General features: G+C 67.8%; 17 protein-coding genes. 13 read left to right on the plus strand and 4 right to left on the minus strand.

The features are described from left to right. The first annotated feature begins 128 nt into the window (after nucleotides 1–128). From typA to NFC98_RS16625, 7 genes are all read left to right on the plus strand, one after another. Nucleotides 129–1955 carry a translational GTPase TypA gene (gene typA / locus NFC98_RS16595; RefSeq protein WP_254276003.1) on the plus strand — a complete coding sequence of 609 codons (1827 nt, stop codon included), beginning with the start codon at nucleotides 129–131 and terminating at the stop codon, nucleotides 1953–1955. A gap of 131 nt (nucleotides 1956–2086) precedes the next feature. Further along, complete coding sequence (locus tag NFC98_RS16600) at nucleotides 2087–2419, plus strand: hypothetical protein (RefSeq protein ID WP_254276004.1); 333 nt, start codon at nucleotides 2087–2089, stop codon at nucleotides 2417–2419. A gap of 127 nt (nucleotides 2420–2546) precedes the next feature. Then, the gene (locus NFC98_RS16605; RefSeq protein ID WP_254276005.1) at nucleotides 2547–3992 is read left to right on the plus strand and encodes a sodium-dependent transporter; all 1446 of its coding nucleotides are present in this window, start codon (nucleotides 2547–2549) and stop codon (nucleotides 3990–3992) included. A 68-nt stretch (nucleotides 3993–4060) separates the two neighbouring features. After that, on the plus strand, nucleotides 4061–4831 hold the full coding sequence (locus tag NFC98_RS16610) for an ABC transporter ATP-binding protein (RefSeq protein WP_254276006.1): 771 nt from the start codon (nucleotides 4061–4063) through the stop codon (nucleotides 4829–4831). 113 nt (nucleotides 4832–4944) lie between these two features. After that, nucleotides 4945–5649, plus strand: a complete 705-nt coding sequence (locus tag NFC98_RS16615; protein WP_254276007.1) for an ABC transporter ATP-binding protein — start codon at nucleotides 4945–4947, stop codon at nucleotides 5647–5649. A 26-nt stretch (nucleotides 5650–5675) separates the two neighbouring features. Continuing rightward, nucleotides 5676–6680 (plus strand): branched-chain amino acid ABC transporter permease, encoded by a 1005-nt coding sequence (locus tag NFC98_RS16620; RefSeq protein WP_254276008.1) that lies wholly within the window; start codon nucleotides 5676–5678, stop codon nucleotides 6678–6680. After that, entirely contained in the window at nucleotides 6680–7990 is a 1311-nt protein-coding gene (locus NFC98_RS16625; protein WP_254276009.1) for a branched-chain amino acid ABC transporter permease, read from the plus strand. The genes NFC98_RS16620 and NFC98_RS16625 overlap by 1 nt, the downstream gene beginning before the upstream one ends. 81 nt (nucleotides 7991–8071) lie before the next feature. On the opposite strand, the gene NFC98_RS16630 is transcribed toward NFC98_RS16625, so the two are convergent. Beyond that, entirely contained in the window at nucleotides 8072–9277 is a 1206-nt protein-coding gene (locus NFC98_RS16630; RefSeq protein ID WP_254276010.1) for an ABC transporter substrate-binding protein, read from the minus strand. A gap of 182 nt (nucleotides 9278–9459) precedes the next feature. Between NFC98_RS16630 and NFC98_RS16635 the strand changes: the two genes are divergently transcribed. The 3 genes from NFC98_RS16635 to NFC98_RS16645 all read left to right on the plus strand — a co-directional run bounded on the left by NFC98_RS16635 (nucleotide 9460) and on the right by NFC98_RS16645 (nucleotide 11755). Beyond that, a complete protein-coding gene (locus NFC98_RS16635; protein WP_254276011.1) occupies nucleotides 9460–10236 on the plus strand; it encodes a dienelactone hydrolase family protein in 777 nt (258 codons plus the stop codon). Nucleotides 10237–10238: 2 nt separating this feature from the next. Further along, nucleotides 10239–11300 carry a C45 family peptidase gene (locus tag NFC98_RS16640; protein WP_254276012.1) on the plus strand — a complete coding sequence of 354 codons (1062 nt, stop codon included), beginning with the start codon at nucleotides 10239–10241 and terminating at the stop codon, nucleotides 11298–11300. An 83-nt stretch (nucleotides 11301–11383) separates the two neighbouring features. Continuing rightward, nucleotides 11384–11755, plus strand: coding sequence for a DUF6746 family protein (locus tag NFC98_RS16645; protein WP_254276013.1), 372 nt, complete (start codon nucleotides 11384–11386; stop codon nucleotides 11753–11755). A 76-nt stretch (nucleotides 11756–11831) separates the two neighbouring features. Here NFC98_RS16645 and NFC98_RS16650 read toward each other — a convergent pair whose 3' ends face one another. Then, a complete protein-coding gene (locus NFC98_RS16650; protein WP_254276014.1) occupies nucleotides 11832–12419 on the minus strand; it encodes a DUF4202 domain-containing protein in 588 nt (195 codons plus the stop codon). A gap of 122 nt (nucleotides 12420–12541) precedes the next feature. Here NFC98_RS16650 and NFC98_RS16655 point away from each other — a divergent pair, with 122 nt between their 5' ends. After that, nucleotides 12542–12862, plus strand: a complete 321-nt coding sequence (locus NFC98_RS16655; protein WP_254276015.1) for an antibiotic biosynthesis monooxygenase — start codon at nucleotides 12542–12544, stop codon at nucleotides 12860–12862. A 132-nt stretch (nucleotides 12863–12994) separates the two neighbouring features. Here NFC98_RS16655 and NFC98_RS16660 read toward each other — a convergent pair whose 3' ends face one another. After that, the gene (locus NFC98_RS16660; protein ID WP_254276016.1) at nucleotides 12995–13393 is read right to left on the minus strand and encodes a DUF4168 domain-containing protein; all 399 of its coding nucleotides are present in this window, start codon (nucleotides 13391–13393) and stop codon (nucleotides 12995–12997) included. 156 nt (nucleotides 13394–13549) lie between these two features. Beyond that, the gene (locus tag NFC98_RS16665; RefSeq protein WP_254276017.1) at nucleotides 13550–14356 is read right to left on the minus strand and encodes a hypothetical protein; all 807 of its coding nucleotides are present in this window, start codon (nucleotides 14354–14356) and stop codon (nucleotides 13550–13552) included. 318 nt (nucleotides 14357–14674) lie between these two features. Between NFC98_RS16665 and NFC98_RS16670 the strand changes: the two genes are divergently transcribed. Then, a complete protein-coding gene (locus NFC98_RS16670) occupies nucleotides 14675–14908 on the plus strand; it encodes an antitoxin MazE family protein (RefSeq protein ID WP_254276018.1) in 234 nt (77 codons plus the stop codon). Next, on the plus strand, nucleotides 14905–15228 hold the full coding sequence (locus tag NFC98_RS16675; RefSeq protein WP_254276019.1) for a type II toxin-antitoxin system PemK/MazF family toxin: 324 nt from the start codon (nucleotides 14905–14907) through the stop codon (nucleotides 15226–15228). Before NFC98_RS16670 ends, NFC98_RS16675 begins: the two co-directional genes overlap by 4 nt. Nucleotides 15229–15389: the final 161 nt, after the last annotated feature.

Genomic DNA, 15389 nt, shown 5'->3' on the forward strand with positions numbered 1-15389 from the left:
GCAGCCGCCAAAGCATTGAAAAGGCGTGAAACGGTCGAGCCGGCGGCAATCTTCCTGCGACAACGCTGGTAGGGGCCATGGCCCAGCCTCTATAATGCGTCCCCGATTTTTCCCAGCAGGATCCCGTCGTGATCGAGAATCTTCGCAACATCGCCATCATCGCTCACGTCGACCACGGCAAGACCACCCTGGTCGACAAACTCCTCAGCCAGTCCGGCACCCTGGACCGCAAGGCCGAGGGGCAGGAGCGCATCATGGACTCCAACGACCAGGAGAAGGAACGCGGCATCACCATCCTGGCCAAGAACACGGCGATCCGCTGGCAGGATAGCGCCGGCAAGGACTTCCACATCAACATCGTGGATACGCCCGGACACGCCGACTTCGGCGGCGAGGTCGAGCGCGTGATGTCCATGGTCGACTCGGTGCTGCTGCTGGTGGACGCGGTGGACGGCCCCATGCCGCAGACCCGCTTCGTCACCCAGAAGGCCTTCGACCAGGGCCTCAAGCCGATCGTGGTGGTCAACAAGATCGACCGCCCCGGCGCGCGCCCCGACTGGGTCATCGACCAGATCTTCGACCTGTTCGACAACCTCGGCGCCACCGACGAGCAGCTCGACTTCCCGATCATCTACTGCTCGGCCCTCAACGGCATCGCCGGCATGGACCCCGAGGAGCTGGCCGAGGACATGACCCCCATGTTCCAGGCCATCGTCGACATCGTCGAGCCGCCCAAGGTCGAGCTCGACGGCCCCTTCCAGATGCAGATCTCGGCGCTGGACTACTCCAGCTACGTGGGCGTCATCGGCCTGGGCCGCATCAAGCGCGGCTCGGTGAAGCCCAACCAGCAGGTGGTGGTGATCGGCACCGACGGCAAGACCCGCAAGGGCAAGGTCGGCCAGGTCATGACCCACATGGGCCTGGAGCGCGTGCAGACCGACGAGGCCACCGCCGGCGACATCGTCTGCATCACCGGCATCGACGCCCTGGCGATCTCCGACACCCTGTGCGACCCGGCCGCCGTCGAGGCGCTGCCGCCGCTCTCCGTCGACCAGCCCACCGTCTCCATGACCTTCCAGGTCAACGACTCGCCGATGGCCGGCCGCGACGGCAAGTTCGTCACCAGCCGCAACATCAAGGATCGCCTGGACCAGGAGCTGATCCACAACGTGGCGCTGCGCGTCGAGCAGGGCGAATCCCCGGAGAAGTTCATCGTCTCCGGCCGCGGCGAGCTGCACCTCTCGGTGCTGATCGAGACCATGCGTCGCGAGGGCTTCGAGCTGGCCGTGGGCCGCCCCGAGGTGATCATCCGCGAGATCGACGGCGTCAAGCAGGAGCCGTACGAGGAGGTGATCATCGACTGCGAGGAGCAGCACCAGGGCGCCATCATGGAGGAGCTCGGCTACCGCAAGGGCGAGCTCTCCAACATGAACCCCGACGGCAAGGGCCGGGTGCGCCTGGACTTCATGATCCCCGCCCGCGGCCTGATCGGCTTCCGCGGCCAGTTCATGACCCTGACCTCCGGCACCGGCATCCTCACCAGCCGCTTCGACCACTACGGCCCGCTCAAGCCCGATGCCGCCATCGAGCGCCGCAACGGCGTGATGGTCTCCATGGTCGACGGCAAGGCGCTGGCCTACGCGCTCTACGCCCTGCAGGACCGCGGCAAGCTGATCATCGACCACGGCACCGAGGTCTACGAGGGCATGCTGGTGGGCATCCACAGCCGCGCCAACGACCTGGTGGTCAACCCCACCAAGGGCAAGAAGCTCGACAACATGCGCGCCTCGGGCAACGACGAGAACATCGTGCTGACCCCGCCGGTGAAGTTCACCCTGGAGCAGGCCATCGAGTTCCTCGATGACGACGAGCTGGTCGAGATCACCCCGAACCACATCCGCCTGCGCAAGAAGTTCCTCAAGGAGAACGAGCGCAAGCGCGCCAGCAAGAAGTAAGGCGCCGGCATCTGCCGCCACGACGCCCGCCCGGGACTCCCCGCGGCGGGCGTCGTCGTTGTCGCCCCCGGAATCTTCTATGCTGATAGCCTGCCTGCCCCAAACGACCAGCCCCCCGAAGGAGAAGCAGCATGCACAAGCACGTGGAGTGGGACGACCCCGGCGCCGACAGCGTCATGCGCCACTTCGAGAAGGACCCCTCGGGCCACTCGGATCCCGGGCCCGGCGACATCCTCTCGGCGCGCCACGAGGGCGCCGTGGTACGGATCAAGGTCGAGGCCTACGTGGACGGCACCAGCATCGGCGAGGTGGTGGCACTGATCGCCACCGACAACGGCCGGCGCATGAAGTCCCACGGCAAGCTCAACCTGGGCGATACCGTGCGCCTACCCGACGAATCCCGCGCCCTGGAGCCCCGCCCCGGCAGCGCCGAGGATGACGACGAGACCCCCGAGGACCGATAGCGAAAGCCAACACCATCGGCGAACTTAACGCATCCTAAACGATGGATGACTGGCTCCCGGCAGGCTTTTGTCGCACAGTTGCGGCACGGGCCCACAAGGCCACACGACTCGAGTCCCGGGAGCTTCAATGAGCACGCACAACGTCTGGACCCACAAGGGGACCTTCCTGCTGGCCGCCGTCGGCTCGGCGGTCGGTCTCGGCAACCTGTGGCGATTCCCCTACCTCACCGGCGAGAACGGCGGCGGTGCCTTCATCCTGATCTACGCCCTGACCATCTTCGCCGTGGGCATCCCCATCCTGATCGCCGAGACCATGCTCGGCCGCAACAGCCGCCGCAGCCCGATCATGGGCATGCGCTTCCTGACCCGCACCCACAACACCTCGCGGGCCTGGGAATCCATCGGCTGGCTGGGGGCCGCCTCGGCCTTCCTGATCCTGAGCTTCTACTCGGTGATCGCCGGCTGGGCCATCCACTACACCTGGCAGATGCTCACCGGCTCGCTGGCCGGTGCCGATGCCGAGACCATCGGCGCCGGCTTCGACGCCCTGCTCGCCTCGCCGGCCCTGCTCACCCTCTACCACACCCTGTTCATCATCGCCTCGGGGCTGATCGTCGGCATGGGCATCCACAAGGGCATCGAGGGCGGCCTGCGCATCATCATGCCGGCGCTGTTCGTGATCCTGCTGCTGGTGCTGGGCTACGGGGTGGCCAACGGCGACTTCGGTGCCGCGGCCAGCTTCCTGTTCACCTTCAACATCGCCGACCTGAGTCTCGAGGGCTGGCTGGCCGCCATGGGCCAGTCGTTCTTCACCCTGAGCCTCGGCATGGGGGCGATCATGGCCTATGGCGCCTACATGTCCAGCGACTCCTCGCTGACCCGCACCGCCATCGCCATCGCCATCGTCGACACCGCCGTGGCCATGGTGGCCGGCCTGGCGATCTTCTCGCTGGTGTTCGGCGCCGGCCTCGACGCCGGCCAGGGTCCGGGGCTGATGTTCGTCACCCTGCCGCTGGCCTTCGCCGAGATGCCCCTCGGCGCGCTGATCGGCGGCGTCTTCTTCATCCTGGTGCTGGGCGCCGCCATCAGCTCCTCGATCTCGCTGATCGAGCCGGTGGCGGCCTTCCTGGTCGAGCGCTTCGACATGACCCGCCCCCAGGCGGTGTTCGCCATGGTGGTGGCCAGCTGGGCGCTGGGGCTGCTCACCGTGGTCAGCTTCAACATCTACGCCGAGGGCACGATCTTCCACACCCTGTTCGGCCGCAGCGCCTTCGACTTCATCGAGCTGCTGACCAACATCTTCATGCCGCTGGGTGGCCTCTTGATCGCGCTGTTCGCCGGCTGGGCGCTGACCCACAGCGAGGTGATGAAGGAGATGCGCACCAACGAGACCTGGTTCGCCATCTGGCGCTTCCTGGTGCGCTTCGTCGCCCCGGCCGCCGTGGCCTTCGTCTTCCTGCGCAGCATCCCCCAGGTGGAGGGCTACCTGATCCCGACGATCGGCGCGGTGGTGATCGTCGGCGCCTTCGCCGCCGGGCGCACCTTCCTGGTGGAAGACAGCCAGGAGCGCTGAGCCGCCGCCCGCGGCCATGACGGCACAGCCATGACAACACAGCCATGACCACTTCAGCGGATACCCCCATGACACCCATGATCGAGGTCAGACACGTCCACAAGGCCTTCGGCGGCCTCAGGGTCATCAACGACTGTTCGCTCTCGGTGGAGAAGGGCTCGATCACCGGGCTGATCGGCCCCAACGGCGCCGGCAAGTCGACCCTGTTCAACATCATCGCCGGCGCCCTGCCCCTGGACAGCGGCCAGGTGCTGCTCGACGGCGAGGAGATCACCAACCGCCCGGCCAACGCGCTCTTCCACAAGGGGCTGCTGCGCACCTTCCAGATCGCCCACGAGTTCTCCCATATGACCGCCCTGGAGAACCTGATGATGGTGCCCCCGCGCCAGGCCGGCGAGAGCCTGTTCAACGCCTGGCTCAAGCCCGGGCTGGTGCGCCTCGAGGAGGCCGAGGTGCGCCGCCGGGCGCTGGAGGTGATCGACTTCGTCGGCCTGCACCACGTGCGCAACGAGCTGGCCGGCAACCTCTCCGGCGGCCAGAAGAAGCTGCTGGAGCTGGGCCGCACCATGATGACCGATGCCCGGGTGGTGCTGCTCGACGAGATCGCCGCCGGGGTCAACCGCACCCTGCTCGGCGACCTGGTGGAGAACATCGAACGCCTCAACCGCGAGATGGGCTACACCTTCCTGGTCATCGAGCACGACATGGACATGATCGCCCGGCTCTGCGACCCGGTGATCGTGCTCGCCCAGGGCAGCGTGATGGTCGAGGGCACCATCGAGGAGATCCAGAACAACCCCGAGGTGATCGAGGCCTACTTCGGTTCCAACGTGGCCTGAGGGGCTCCAACTTGGCCTGAGGGTTCCAACGCAGCCTTAGGGGTTCCAGCGCGGCCCCGCGCCCGGCCCCACCACGACAACTCAAGAACAACGTACGCAGAGACCCACCCACGATGCCACTACTCGAAGCACGCGACGTCCATGGCGGCTACGGCGGCATGAACATCCTCAACGGGGTGAACATGGCCATCGAGGCCGACGAGATCGGCGTGATCGTCGGGCCCAACGGGGCCGGCAAGTCCACCATGCTCAAGGCGGTGTTCGGCCTGCTGACGGTCAGCCAGGGCGAGATCCTGCTGCGCGGCGAGCCGATCCATAACCTGCCGCCCAACAAGCTGGTGCAGCGGGGCATGGGCTTCATCCCCCAGGAGAAGAACGTCTTCCCGAGCCTCTCGGTGAAGGAGAACCTGGAGATGGGCGCCTTCCTCAAGCCGCAGAACACCCGGCGCATGCTGAAGCAGGTCTACGACTTCTTCCCGCCGCTCTACGACAAGCGCCACCAGCCCGCCGGCGAGCTCTCCGGCGGCCAGCGCCAGATGGTCGCCATGGGCCGCGCGCTGATGGCCGAGCCCGAGCTGCTGCTGCTCGACGAGCCCACCGCCGGCCTCTCGCCGCTCTACATGAACGAGATCTTCGAGCGAGTGAAGGAGATCAACGCCGCCGGCGTCGGCATCCTGATGGTGGAGCAGAACGCCAAGCAGGCGCTGGCCATCGCCGACAAGGGCTTCGTGCTGGCCGCCGGCCAGAACCGCTTCACCGATACCGGCGCCGCGCTGCTGGCGGACCCGGAAGTGGCCAGGAGCTTCCTGGGCGGCTGAGCCCCGGAGCAGGGAGAAACAACCTCGTGAACGAACTCGTCTTCTTCATCAACAACGTGGTGATCGCCGGCAGCGTGACCGGCTCGATCTACGCCATCGGCGCCGTGGGCGTGACCCTGGTGTTCAGCATCATGCGCTTCGCCCACTTCGCCCACGCCGACATGATGACCTTCGGCGCCTTCATGGTGCTGCTGCTCACCGCGGCCTTCCCGGGGGTCGGCGCGGCCGTGGGGCTGCCCACCGCCATCGTCATGCTGCCGCTGGCCATGGCGCTCACCGCGCTGCTGGCGGTGGGCATCGACAAGGCCTTCTACAAGCCGCTGCGCGCCCACGGGGTCAAGCCCATCGTCATGGTGATCGGCTCGCTGGGCGTCACCCTGATGCTGCAGGGGCTGATCCGCCTGTTCGCCGGCACCAGCGGCCAGAGCCTCTACATCGGCGAGCGCAAGGAGATCTTCCGCCTCGCGCTGCCCTTCGAGGGGGTCCGTGCGCCCATCGTGATCACCGAGCCGCAGATCATCCTCTTCGTGCTGACCTTCGCCTGCGTGGTGGGGCTGCACCTCTTCCTCAACCGCTCGCGGCTGGGCAAGGCGATGCGCGCCATGTCCGACAACCCCGACCTGGCCCGCGCCTCGGGCATCAACACCAACACCATCGTGGCGGTGACCTGGGTGATCGCCGGGGGCCTGGCCGCCATCGCCGGCACCCTGCTGTCGCTGGACGTGACCTTCAAGCCGGACCTCAGCTTCTTCCTGCTGCTGCCGATCTTCGCCGCGGCCATCGTCGGCGGGGTGGGCCACCCCTACGGCGCCATCGCCGGGGGCTTCGTGGTGGGCTTCGCCGAGACCCTGGCGGTGTTCAACTGGGCAGTGCTGCTGCGCCCCTTCCGCGACAGCCTGCCCGAGTGGCTCGCCCAGGCCGGCAACCTGGCCTTCGTCGGCACCGAGTACAAGATCGTGGTGCCCTTCTTCATCCTGGTCGCCATCCTGGTGTGGCGCCCCACCGGTCTGTTCAAGGGGAAGGTGATCTGATGAGCACTCAAGACAAGCGCCGCGAGGATCTGGTCGACACCCCGTCGCGCTTCCCCGTGCGCGAGGTGGTCCTGTTCGCCGCCCTGCTGGTGGCCATCCTCGGCGTCTACGCCATGATGGGCACCGCCTACAGCACCCGCATGCTGGTGGAGGCCGCCTGCTACGCCATCCTGGCCCTGGGCCTGACCATCCAGTGGGGCTACGCCGGGCAGTTCAACGCCGGGGTGATGGGCTTCGTGGCCCTGGGCGGCTTCTGCGCCATGTTCTTCAGCGTGCCGGTCAACGACGCCTTCTGGGGCAGCGAGCTGCCCGGCGAGCTGGGCCGGGTGCTGCTCTACGGCGTGGCCGCCGTGCTGGTGGTGATCGGCGCCACCCGGCTCGACCGCCTGGGCGTGCCGAAGCGGCTGCGCACCCTCATCGCCGTGGTGCTGGGCGTGGTGCTCTACCTGGTGGTGATCAGCCTGATGCGCGAGGTGACCGGTGAGATCCAGTCCCGGGCCGGCTTCGTCGGCGGCCTGGGCCTGCCCGCCTGGACCGGCTGGATCGTCGGCGGTGCCCTGGCCGGGGCGGTGGGCTACTTCATCGGCCACATCTGCCTGGGCCTGCGCAGCGACTACCTCGCCATCGCCACCCTGGGCATCGCCGAGATCATCAAGGCGTTCCTCAAGAACTCCGACTGGCTGACCCGCGGCACCGCTACCGTCTCGCCGCTGCCCTGGCCCACCCCGGGTCCGGCGGAGCTGGGCTTCACCCTGGCCCGGGCGGCCTACCTCTCCATCACCGCGGTGATGATCGCGGTGATCTTCTTCCTGCTGCACCGCGCCTACCACGCCCCCTGGGGCCGCATGATCCGCGCCATCCGCGACAATGAGACCTCCGCGGCCGCCATGGGCAAGGACATCAATCGCCGCCGGCTGGAGATCTTCGTGCTCGGCTGCATCCTGATGGGCGTCGGCGGCGGCGCGCTGACCACCTTCAACAGCCTCTTCGATCCCCAGGGCTACCTGCCCCTCAACCACACCTTCCTGGTACTGGTGATGGTGATTCTGGGCGGGCCAGGCAACAACCTCGGCACCATCTTCGGTGCCGTGGCGGTCTACATCATCTGGATCATGTCCGAGCCGCTGGCGCTGTTCCTGATGCAGCTGGCGGTGAGCGTCGGCGAGGGGGCCTTCGGCTGGGACGCTCCGGCCAACATGGACAGCCGCGCCCTGCAGGCCCGGGTCTTCGTGATCGGCCTGCTGATCACCCTGGTGCTGCGCTTCGCGCCCAAGGGACTGCTACCCGAGAAGGTCAAGCACCACGGGTAGAGAGGCTAGAACGTGAAAGGCCCCGGTGGGTTTCCACCGGGGCCTTCTCGTTAGCGCTCTGGCTGGCTCGGCGCGATGCGCTCAGGGCTCGACGAAGCCCTTGCTGGTGAAGCGGCCATCCTCGACCACCATCTCGACCACCACGCCCGGCACGTCGCCGTTCTCGTCGAACTCGTGGGTGCCGGAGGCGCCCTCGTAGTTGATCTCGGTGCCGGCGGCGATCAGCTCCACGGCCTTCTCCCACTCGCCGGGCAGGATCACCTCGCCCGGGGCGCTGGAGACGCTGCGCAGCGCCGCGGAGAGCCCCTCGCGCTCGGCGCTGCCGTTCTGCTCGATGGCCAGGGCCAGCAGGAAGGCGGCGTCATAGGCCTGGGCGGCGAACACCGCGCTGGGATCGAAGCCGGCCGCCTCGGCCGCCGCGTTGAAGATATCGGTGCCCGGCAGGTCGGGGCTGCCCGGGCGGGTGGCGATCATGCCGTCCAGCACGTCGGCGCCGATCGCCTCGACCAGGCTGTCGCCCACCATGCCGTCCGCGCCCACGTACTGGGTGAACATGCCGCTCTCGTAGGCCTGACGCAGCACCGTCTGGCCGGAGGTGTCGGCATAGGCCAGCACCACCAGGGTCTCGGCGCCGCTGGCGGAGAGGCTGCCCAGCTCGGAGCGGTAGTCGGCGCGGTTGTCCTCGTGGGCCAGGTTCTCGGCCACGCTGCCGCCGCCCGCCTCGAAGGCCTCGGAGAAGGCATCCGACAGGCCGCGGCCGTAGTCGTTGTTGACGTAGGTGACCGCCACGAAGTCGATGCCCTTGTCGAGCAGCAGCTTGGCGAGCATCTCGCCCTGGAAGGCATCGGAGGGCACCGTGCGGAACACCAGGTCATTGTCGTCCAGCTCGCTGACCGCCGGGGCGGTAGAGGCGGGCGAGACCATCACCACCCCGCCGGGAATGGCCGCGTTGTTGGCGGCCGCGATGGTCGCGCCGGTGCACAGGGCGCCGACGATGGCGGTGACGTTCTCGGTGTTGACCATGCGGTCCGCCGCGTTGGAGGCCGCCGAGGCGTCGGAGCAGGTGGTGTCACCGCTGGGGATCACCAGCTCCTGGCCGCCCAGGATGCCGCCCTGCTCGTTGACCTGCTGCACCGCCAGCTGGGCGCCATCGAAGATCGGCGGGGTGAGGCTCTCGATCCCCCCGGTGAAGCCACCGAGGAAGCCCAGTTTCACTTCGGCCTGGGCGGCACCGGCCAGTGCCAGGGCGGAGGCCGCTACCGCCATCGACAGTACGCTCTTCTTCATGTTCTTGTTCCTGCGGTTTGTGGCGAAATTTCCCTCCTCAATCTGGAAGCCCCGCGAGGAAAACTCAAGCCCCCTTTGCCAACGCTCCGGGGCGCGCCTTCAACCCGCGGCCAGGGAACTGGCGGGCACCGCGGGGGCTCTGCCTATACTGAAGGCCCCCTTCCCCTGCACAAGGAACCGCCATGCGCCCGCTGATCCCCGCCGCCTTTATCAACAGCACCCTGGCCCTCGCCGCCCTCGGCCTCGCCGCCGGCACCGCCCACGCCTTCGTCCCCGCGGGCGAGGACCTCGTCTACGAGGTCGACGGCGAGGCCTTCGAAGGGTATCTCGCCACCGCCGAGGGCGAGTCCCGCGGCACCGTGCTGATCATCCACGACTGGGACGGCCTGGACGACTACGAGCGCCGCCGCGCCGACATGCTGGCCGAGCAGGGCTATGACGCCTTCGCCGCCGACCTCTACGGCCAGGGCAACCGCCCCCAGGAGATCGAGAAGAAGCGCAGCGAGACCGCCCGGCTCTACGAGGACCGCGAGCGCATGCGCACCCTCACCCTTGCCGGCCTGGCCGAGGCCCGCCAGCGTGGCGCCGCCGAGGCGGCGGTGGTGATGGGCTACTGCTTCGGCGGCGCCGTGGCCCTGGAGCTCGCCCGCTCCGAGGAGGCCGAGGCGGTGCACGGCTACGCCAGCTTCCACGGCGGCCTGGCCACCCCGGAGGGACAGAGCTGGCCGGAAGACGTGGGTCCCATCCTGATCGCCCACGGCGGCGCGGACAGCGCCATCCCCATGAGTGACGTGGCCACCCTGGCCGAGGAGCTGGAGGCCGCCGAGGCGACCTACGAGATCCAGGTCTACTCCGGCGCCCCCCACGCCTTCACGGTGTTCGGCATCGACGCCTATCAGGAGCGGGCCGACCAGAAGTCCTGGGCCGCCTTCCTCGACCTGCTGGAGGAGGCGCTCTAGGCATGCAACAGCAGATCCTCACCCTCACCGAGCTCTCCGGCACCCGCCGCGAGGTCGGCCAGGCCCACGGACGGGCCCATGCCCCGCTGATCCAGCGCAGCCTGGAGGTCTACGACCGGCTGTTCCACGATTTCGTCGGCATCCGCTGGGCCGAGGCGCGCCGCGAGGCGGAGCGCTTCGGCGCCATGATCGAGCGCGGCTTCCCCGCGATCCTCGAGGAGATGGCCGGCATCGCCGAGGGGGCCGGGGTCGAGCCGGCCGACATCCTCACCCTCAACTGCCGCAGCGAGATCTCGCTGACCCGCGCCAGCGGCGGCTGCTCCGCCTTCGCCCTGGCGCGTGCCGGCACCCAGTGGCTGGCCCAGAACTGGGACTGGCGCACCGACCAGCTGCACAACGTGGTGGCGCTGAAGATCAGCGGGCAGGACCACGCCCCGCTGGTCAGCGTCGGCGAGGCCGGCATGGTCGCCAAGATCGGCATGAACGCCCACGGCATCGGCGTCTGCCTCAACGCCATCCGCTCCCGAACCTGCGGCGAGGGGCTGCCGATCCACGTGGCGCTGCGCAAGATCCTCGAGAGCCCCGACATGGCCGGCGCCCTGGCCGTGGCCAGCCGCGACCGGGTCTGCTCCCCCGCCCACTTCCTGGTGGCCAGTGCGCAGGGCGAGGCCGTCGGGCTCGAGGTGCACCCGGGCGAGCCGGGCCGGCTCGAGGCCGCGGGCGGCGTGGTCACCCACACCAACCACCTCTACGCCCCAGGCGCCACCCGCCAGGTGGAGGACTTCCCCCGGGCCGACTCGCAGCCGCGCCTGGCACGGCTGGATGCGCTGCTGCGCGAGGCGCTGGTGCCCGAGGCGGCGATGGACGAGGCAGCGCTGTTCGAGGTCCTCGCCGACCACCACGGCGAGCCGCTGTCGATCTGCCGCCACTTCAACCCCGCCCAGCCCGCCGAGGAGCGCATGGAGACCCTGTTCGGGGTGGTGATGAACCTCACCGAGCGGCGCCTCGCGCTGCGCCACGGCAAGCCCTGCGAGACACGGGACGCGCTGGTGGTGACACTTTGACGCAGATCAACCACGGCCCTCGGGGAGCGGCTATCCTGACATTGTGATGAGAATATTTCTCATCACTGTTCAGGAGATCCCACATGAACAAACTGGCCTTGACCGCCCTGCTTACCGCCATGATGGCCCTTCCGGCCCTCGCCGAGGAGAAGCCCGGCGAGCACTTCGAGGGGGAGCCCTCCGACACCCTGGCCGAGGCAGTGGCCAACTTCTCGAAGTACAACCAGGAGCTTGCCGACCTGCTCGCCAAGGATGAGCTGACCATGCGCGAGATCGGCGAGATCCACGTCCTCACCTACACCCTGGAGAACGCCCTGCAGAAGATCGGCGAGGAGGTGGAGGAGATGGCCGAGGTACTGGAAGAGGTCCACCTCGGGTCGGAGACCGGCAACGTCGAGCGCGTCCGTACCAACGGCGAGGTCTATCTCGAATCCGCCCGCACGCTGATTCCCTGATCGCCCTTCCGCCAACCGCAACGCCGCGGGCGGGCCGGGTCATCCGGCCCGCCCGCGTGCTGCTCCTGCGCCGGCGCTACCCCGCCAGCGCCTCCTCCACCAGGCCACGCGCCTCATCGCTCATCGGCAGGCCCAGCGCCAGCGCGTGGGCCGCCGGCGACATCTTCTTCCAGGTCATCTGCACGATGCGGATCAGGTGGTCGTGGTCGATCTGCCTGGCGAAGTCGGCGAAGTAGTTCTCCAGAAACACCAGGCAGGCGCAGTCCTCCACCGCCTGGGTGCCCGGATCGCGGCCCAGCCCCTGCTTGCGGATCATCCGCGAGACCGCCTCGGCGTCCTCCTCGCCATAGCCCGCCTCGCGCATCAGCCGCGCGGTGGTCTCGCCGGCGCGCCGGCCCTGGTCGCGCCGCCAGGTCAGGTAGCCCACCCGCCCCTCCGGGTAGTCGCCGCGGGGCACCTGCCAGCGCTGCAGGTGCTGGCCGCGTACCGCCAGGCGCACCCGTTCGTCGGGCCGCTCATGCAGGCGCTCCAGCCAGGCGCTCATGCGCCCGGCGTGCCACAGTTCTCGGGGCACCGGCTCGCCCCCGACCTCGACCTGCCGCGGGTCCTCCGCGTGCAGGGCATCCAGGGCGGCCAGGGTCTTCGCAAAGGGGGTAACGGACATGCTCGCTCCTTGTGCTCGATGGCGGGGCCACTGCCTCACAGCATATCAGCGGACGCCCGCACCGGGGCGAAGGCAGGCCATCGGGGAGATACACTGAGCGAAAACCGACCAGGAGAGGCGCCATGAAATACATCTTCGAGGTGCATATCCGCGACGGCTACACCGCCGAGGACTATGCCGACGCCTGGGTACGCGCCAGCGAGCTGATCCAGCGGGCGCCGGGCGCCCGTGGCACCGAGCTGCACCGCAAGATCGACGACCCCCGGACCCTCATCGCCATCGCCCACTGGGACAGCAAGGCCAGCCGCGACACCATGGAGGCCCGGCCGAACCCGGCGGTGAAGGCGATCATCAAGAGCGCCGCGCCCTGCTGCGAGATCCGCCTGGTCGGCGAGTTCGAGGAGCCCGAGTGGGTGGTGATGCCGCCCGGCATGGAACGATGAAGCAAAAAGCCCCCGCAGTGCGGGGGCGAAGGACGCAGGCCGACAGGGAATCCCGAGGGGATGGAGAACATTGGCCGGCCGCGTCGGGGAACACCATGAAACGAGACCGGGCGTGTGCCCGGTCGACGAGCCTTACGACTGGACCTTCTCCTGAACGCGCTGCATCAGCTCGGGGTCCTGCTGGACGGCCTGGCCGATGGCGTTGAAGGTATCCACGTCGAGGCCATTATCCTCGACCGCCTCGACCATCTTGTCGTTGGCTTCCATCTGCACCTCCTGCTGGGAGGCCTCATCCTCGGCGGCATGCATGCGCTCGGTGTACTCCTCGGAGATCACCACGATCTCCTGGGACGCATCCGCGAACTGCTCGAGCTGATCATCGGAGAAATCCGTCGCCGGTGCCGCGGCCTGAGGCTGCTCCGGGGCGGCCGCCGGATCCTGCTGGGCGGGGTCCTGCTGAGCGTGAGCGGCGGCCGACATAAGGCCGGCACTGAGCAGGGCGGCAGCGAACAGGGCAGTCATCCTTTTCATTGATACCTCCAGTAAGTCACCCCTGCATGGGGCCTTGCGTGCATGTGGCCCTATGACGACAGCCACCGCTGCGCGTTCGGAATTTTCCGGTAACTCTTGGTAACAGGATGATTCATCAGGTATCGGTATCAGCCGGCAGGGAGCGAGAGACGAGCGTCATTCCGGACACACCACCAGGGAGAGCAGCCATGGCGTGCTCCTGCCTGCATTCGCCACCGTGCGCAAGGGCGGCAGTGCCGACACCGGCTCCAGCAGACCCCGAAGCCCCTCGAGCTCGCCTTCCTCTCCATGCCCCGCGTCATAGATCAACGTGGCGGTCCCCTTCAGCTCGCTCTCGGACAGCTCCTCATACAGTGAACCGTCCCACACCTTCAGGGTGATACGTCCGTACCGGCCTGAATCCGCAAGGGTAAGGTGCACATCCTGTACCAGCCTCTCCGCCACCGGGCTCGTACTCGCCGAACCACAGACGAACAGGTCGATATCCGTCCTGTCGGCATTGCTCGGGTTGCGCGGAGTCAGGCTCACCCTCTCGCCACTCTGGATGAACGAGGTCACCTGGGGCGGTTCGCGGGGAGCGTCCCCTTCAAAGTACTGCTTCAAGCCCTGGCGCGTCCCCTCGCTCGCGATCAGCCGGGCATCCACCAGCAGCCGCAACGTCTCCTGGCGCGACTCCACCGAGGGCGAGCCCAGCGCACCGATGATCAGCTGGGAATCGAGCCTGGCCCGCTCGAGATAGATATCGGCCACGCCCTTGGCCCCGATCCCGGCAATGGCCAGGAATCCCGATACCAGCGTCACCCAAAGCCCCTTCGATGCATCACCGGCCATATCGTCGCCCCCGTACTGCAGCGCCTGATCGAACCCGGCTCCATGGCCGTTCCACCCTGGCCATCCAGCTTCGAAGACGCGATATGGAGAGCTTAGGTAAGCCCGGAACGCTGCGCGAGCGAAGGCGATCATCCGCGGCGCCACGGCCTGCTGAGAGTTCCACCTGATCGTCGAGATCGAGGAGCTCACGTGGATGGTGGTACCACCCGGCAGCCAGGCCCGGCAGGTCGCTGATTAACCGAGGCCTGATGCGACTGGGATTACTGTGAGGCTTCAGTCGACTGGTGGGAGCTGGGCTCTGCCCGGCGAATGGAGACCGCAGGGCTCCTGGGCGGCAGCGAACGATGGGGTGGCGGCGCTGCGTGCGGCGATCGTTTTCTGGACACCCTTCGTTGCATGTAACGGAAGGGAGCGCTACTCTGTTACATGAAACAGAACGGAGGGTGCGCCATGGTAGCAACCGACAACGTGAACAACCGAGTGAAGAGGCATCGTGCCGCCTTGCGAGCGGCCGGCCTGCGCCCGATCCAGATCTGGGTGCCGGATACCCGCCAACCCGGCTTCGCCGAAGAGGCCCGCCGCCAGTGCGCTGCCGTCGCGGCTGCCGACGCCGGGGATCAGGACCTCCAGGACTTCATGGATGCCGCCCTCCTAGACCTGGACGACGACGAGTGTGACGCATGAGGCGTGGCGACCTGGTGACCATTGCCCTGTCGGGTGACTTTGGAAAACCGCGCCCTGCCCTCATCATCCAGTCGGATCAGTTTGCCGGAACCGGCAGTGTGACGGTGCTGTTGCTCTCCAGCACCCGGGTCGATGCGCCGCTGATCCGCCTCGATGTGGAGTCCACCCCCGAGAATGGACTACAGCGACGCTCCCAGATCATGGTGGACAAGCCCATGACGGTGAAGCGAGAGAGGGTGGGAGAGGCCTTTGGCCACCTCGATGACAGCACCATGGTTGCCGTCAACCGAGCGCTGGCCGTCTTCCTGGGCTTCGCGTGAGCGAGGCTCACCATCGGAGCCCCATGCCTTCCTGAGACCTACCCAACGTTCAGCCTCGATCCACGCTGACAAGCCCCCTCGCAGCGTGGGGTGGGGTGGGGTAAGGCCCGTTTTTTGGTTCATCGCAGACTGGCGTGAAAGCGAAGTGACCTTAAGGGTAG

This window comes from Halomonas sp. 3H (assembly GCF_024206005.1).
Lineage (GTDB): Bacteria > Pseudomonadota > Gammaproteobacteria > Pseudomonadales > Halomonadaceae > Halomonas > Halomonas campaniensis.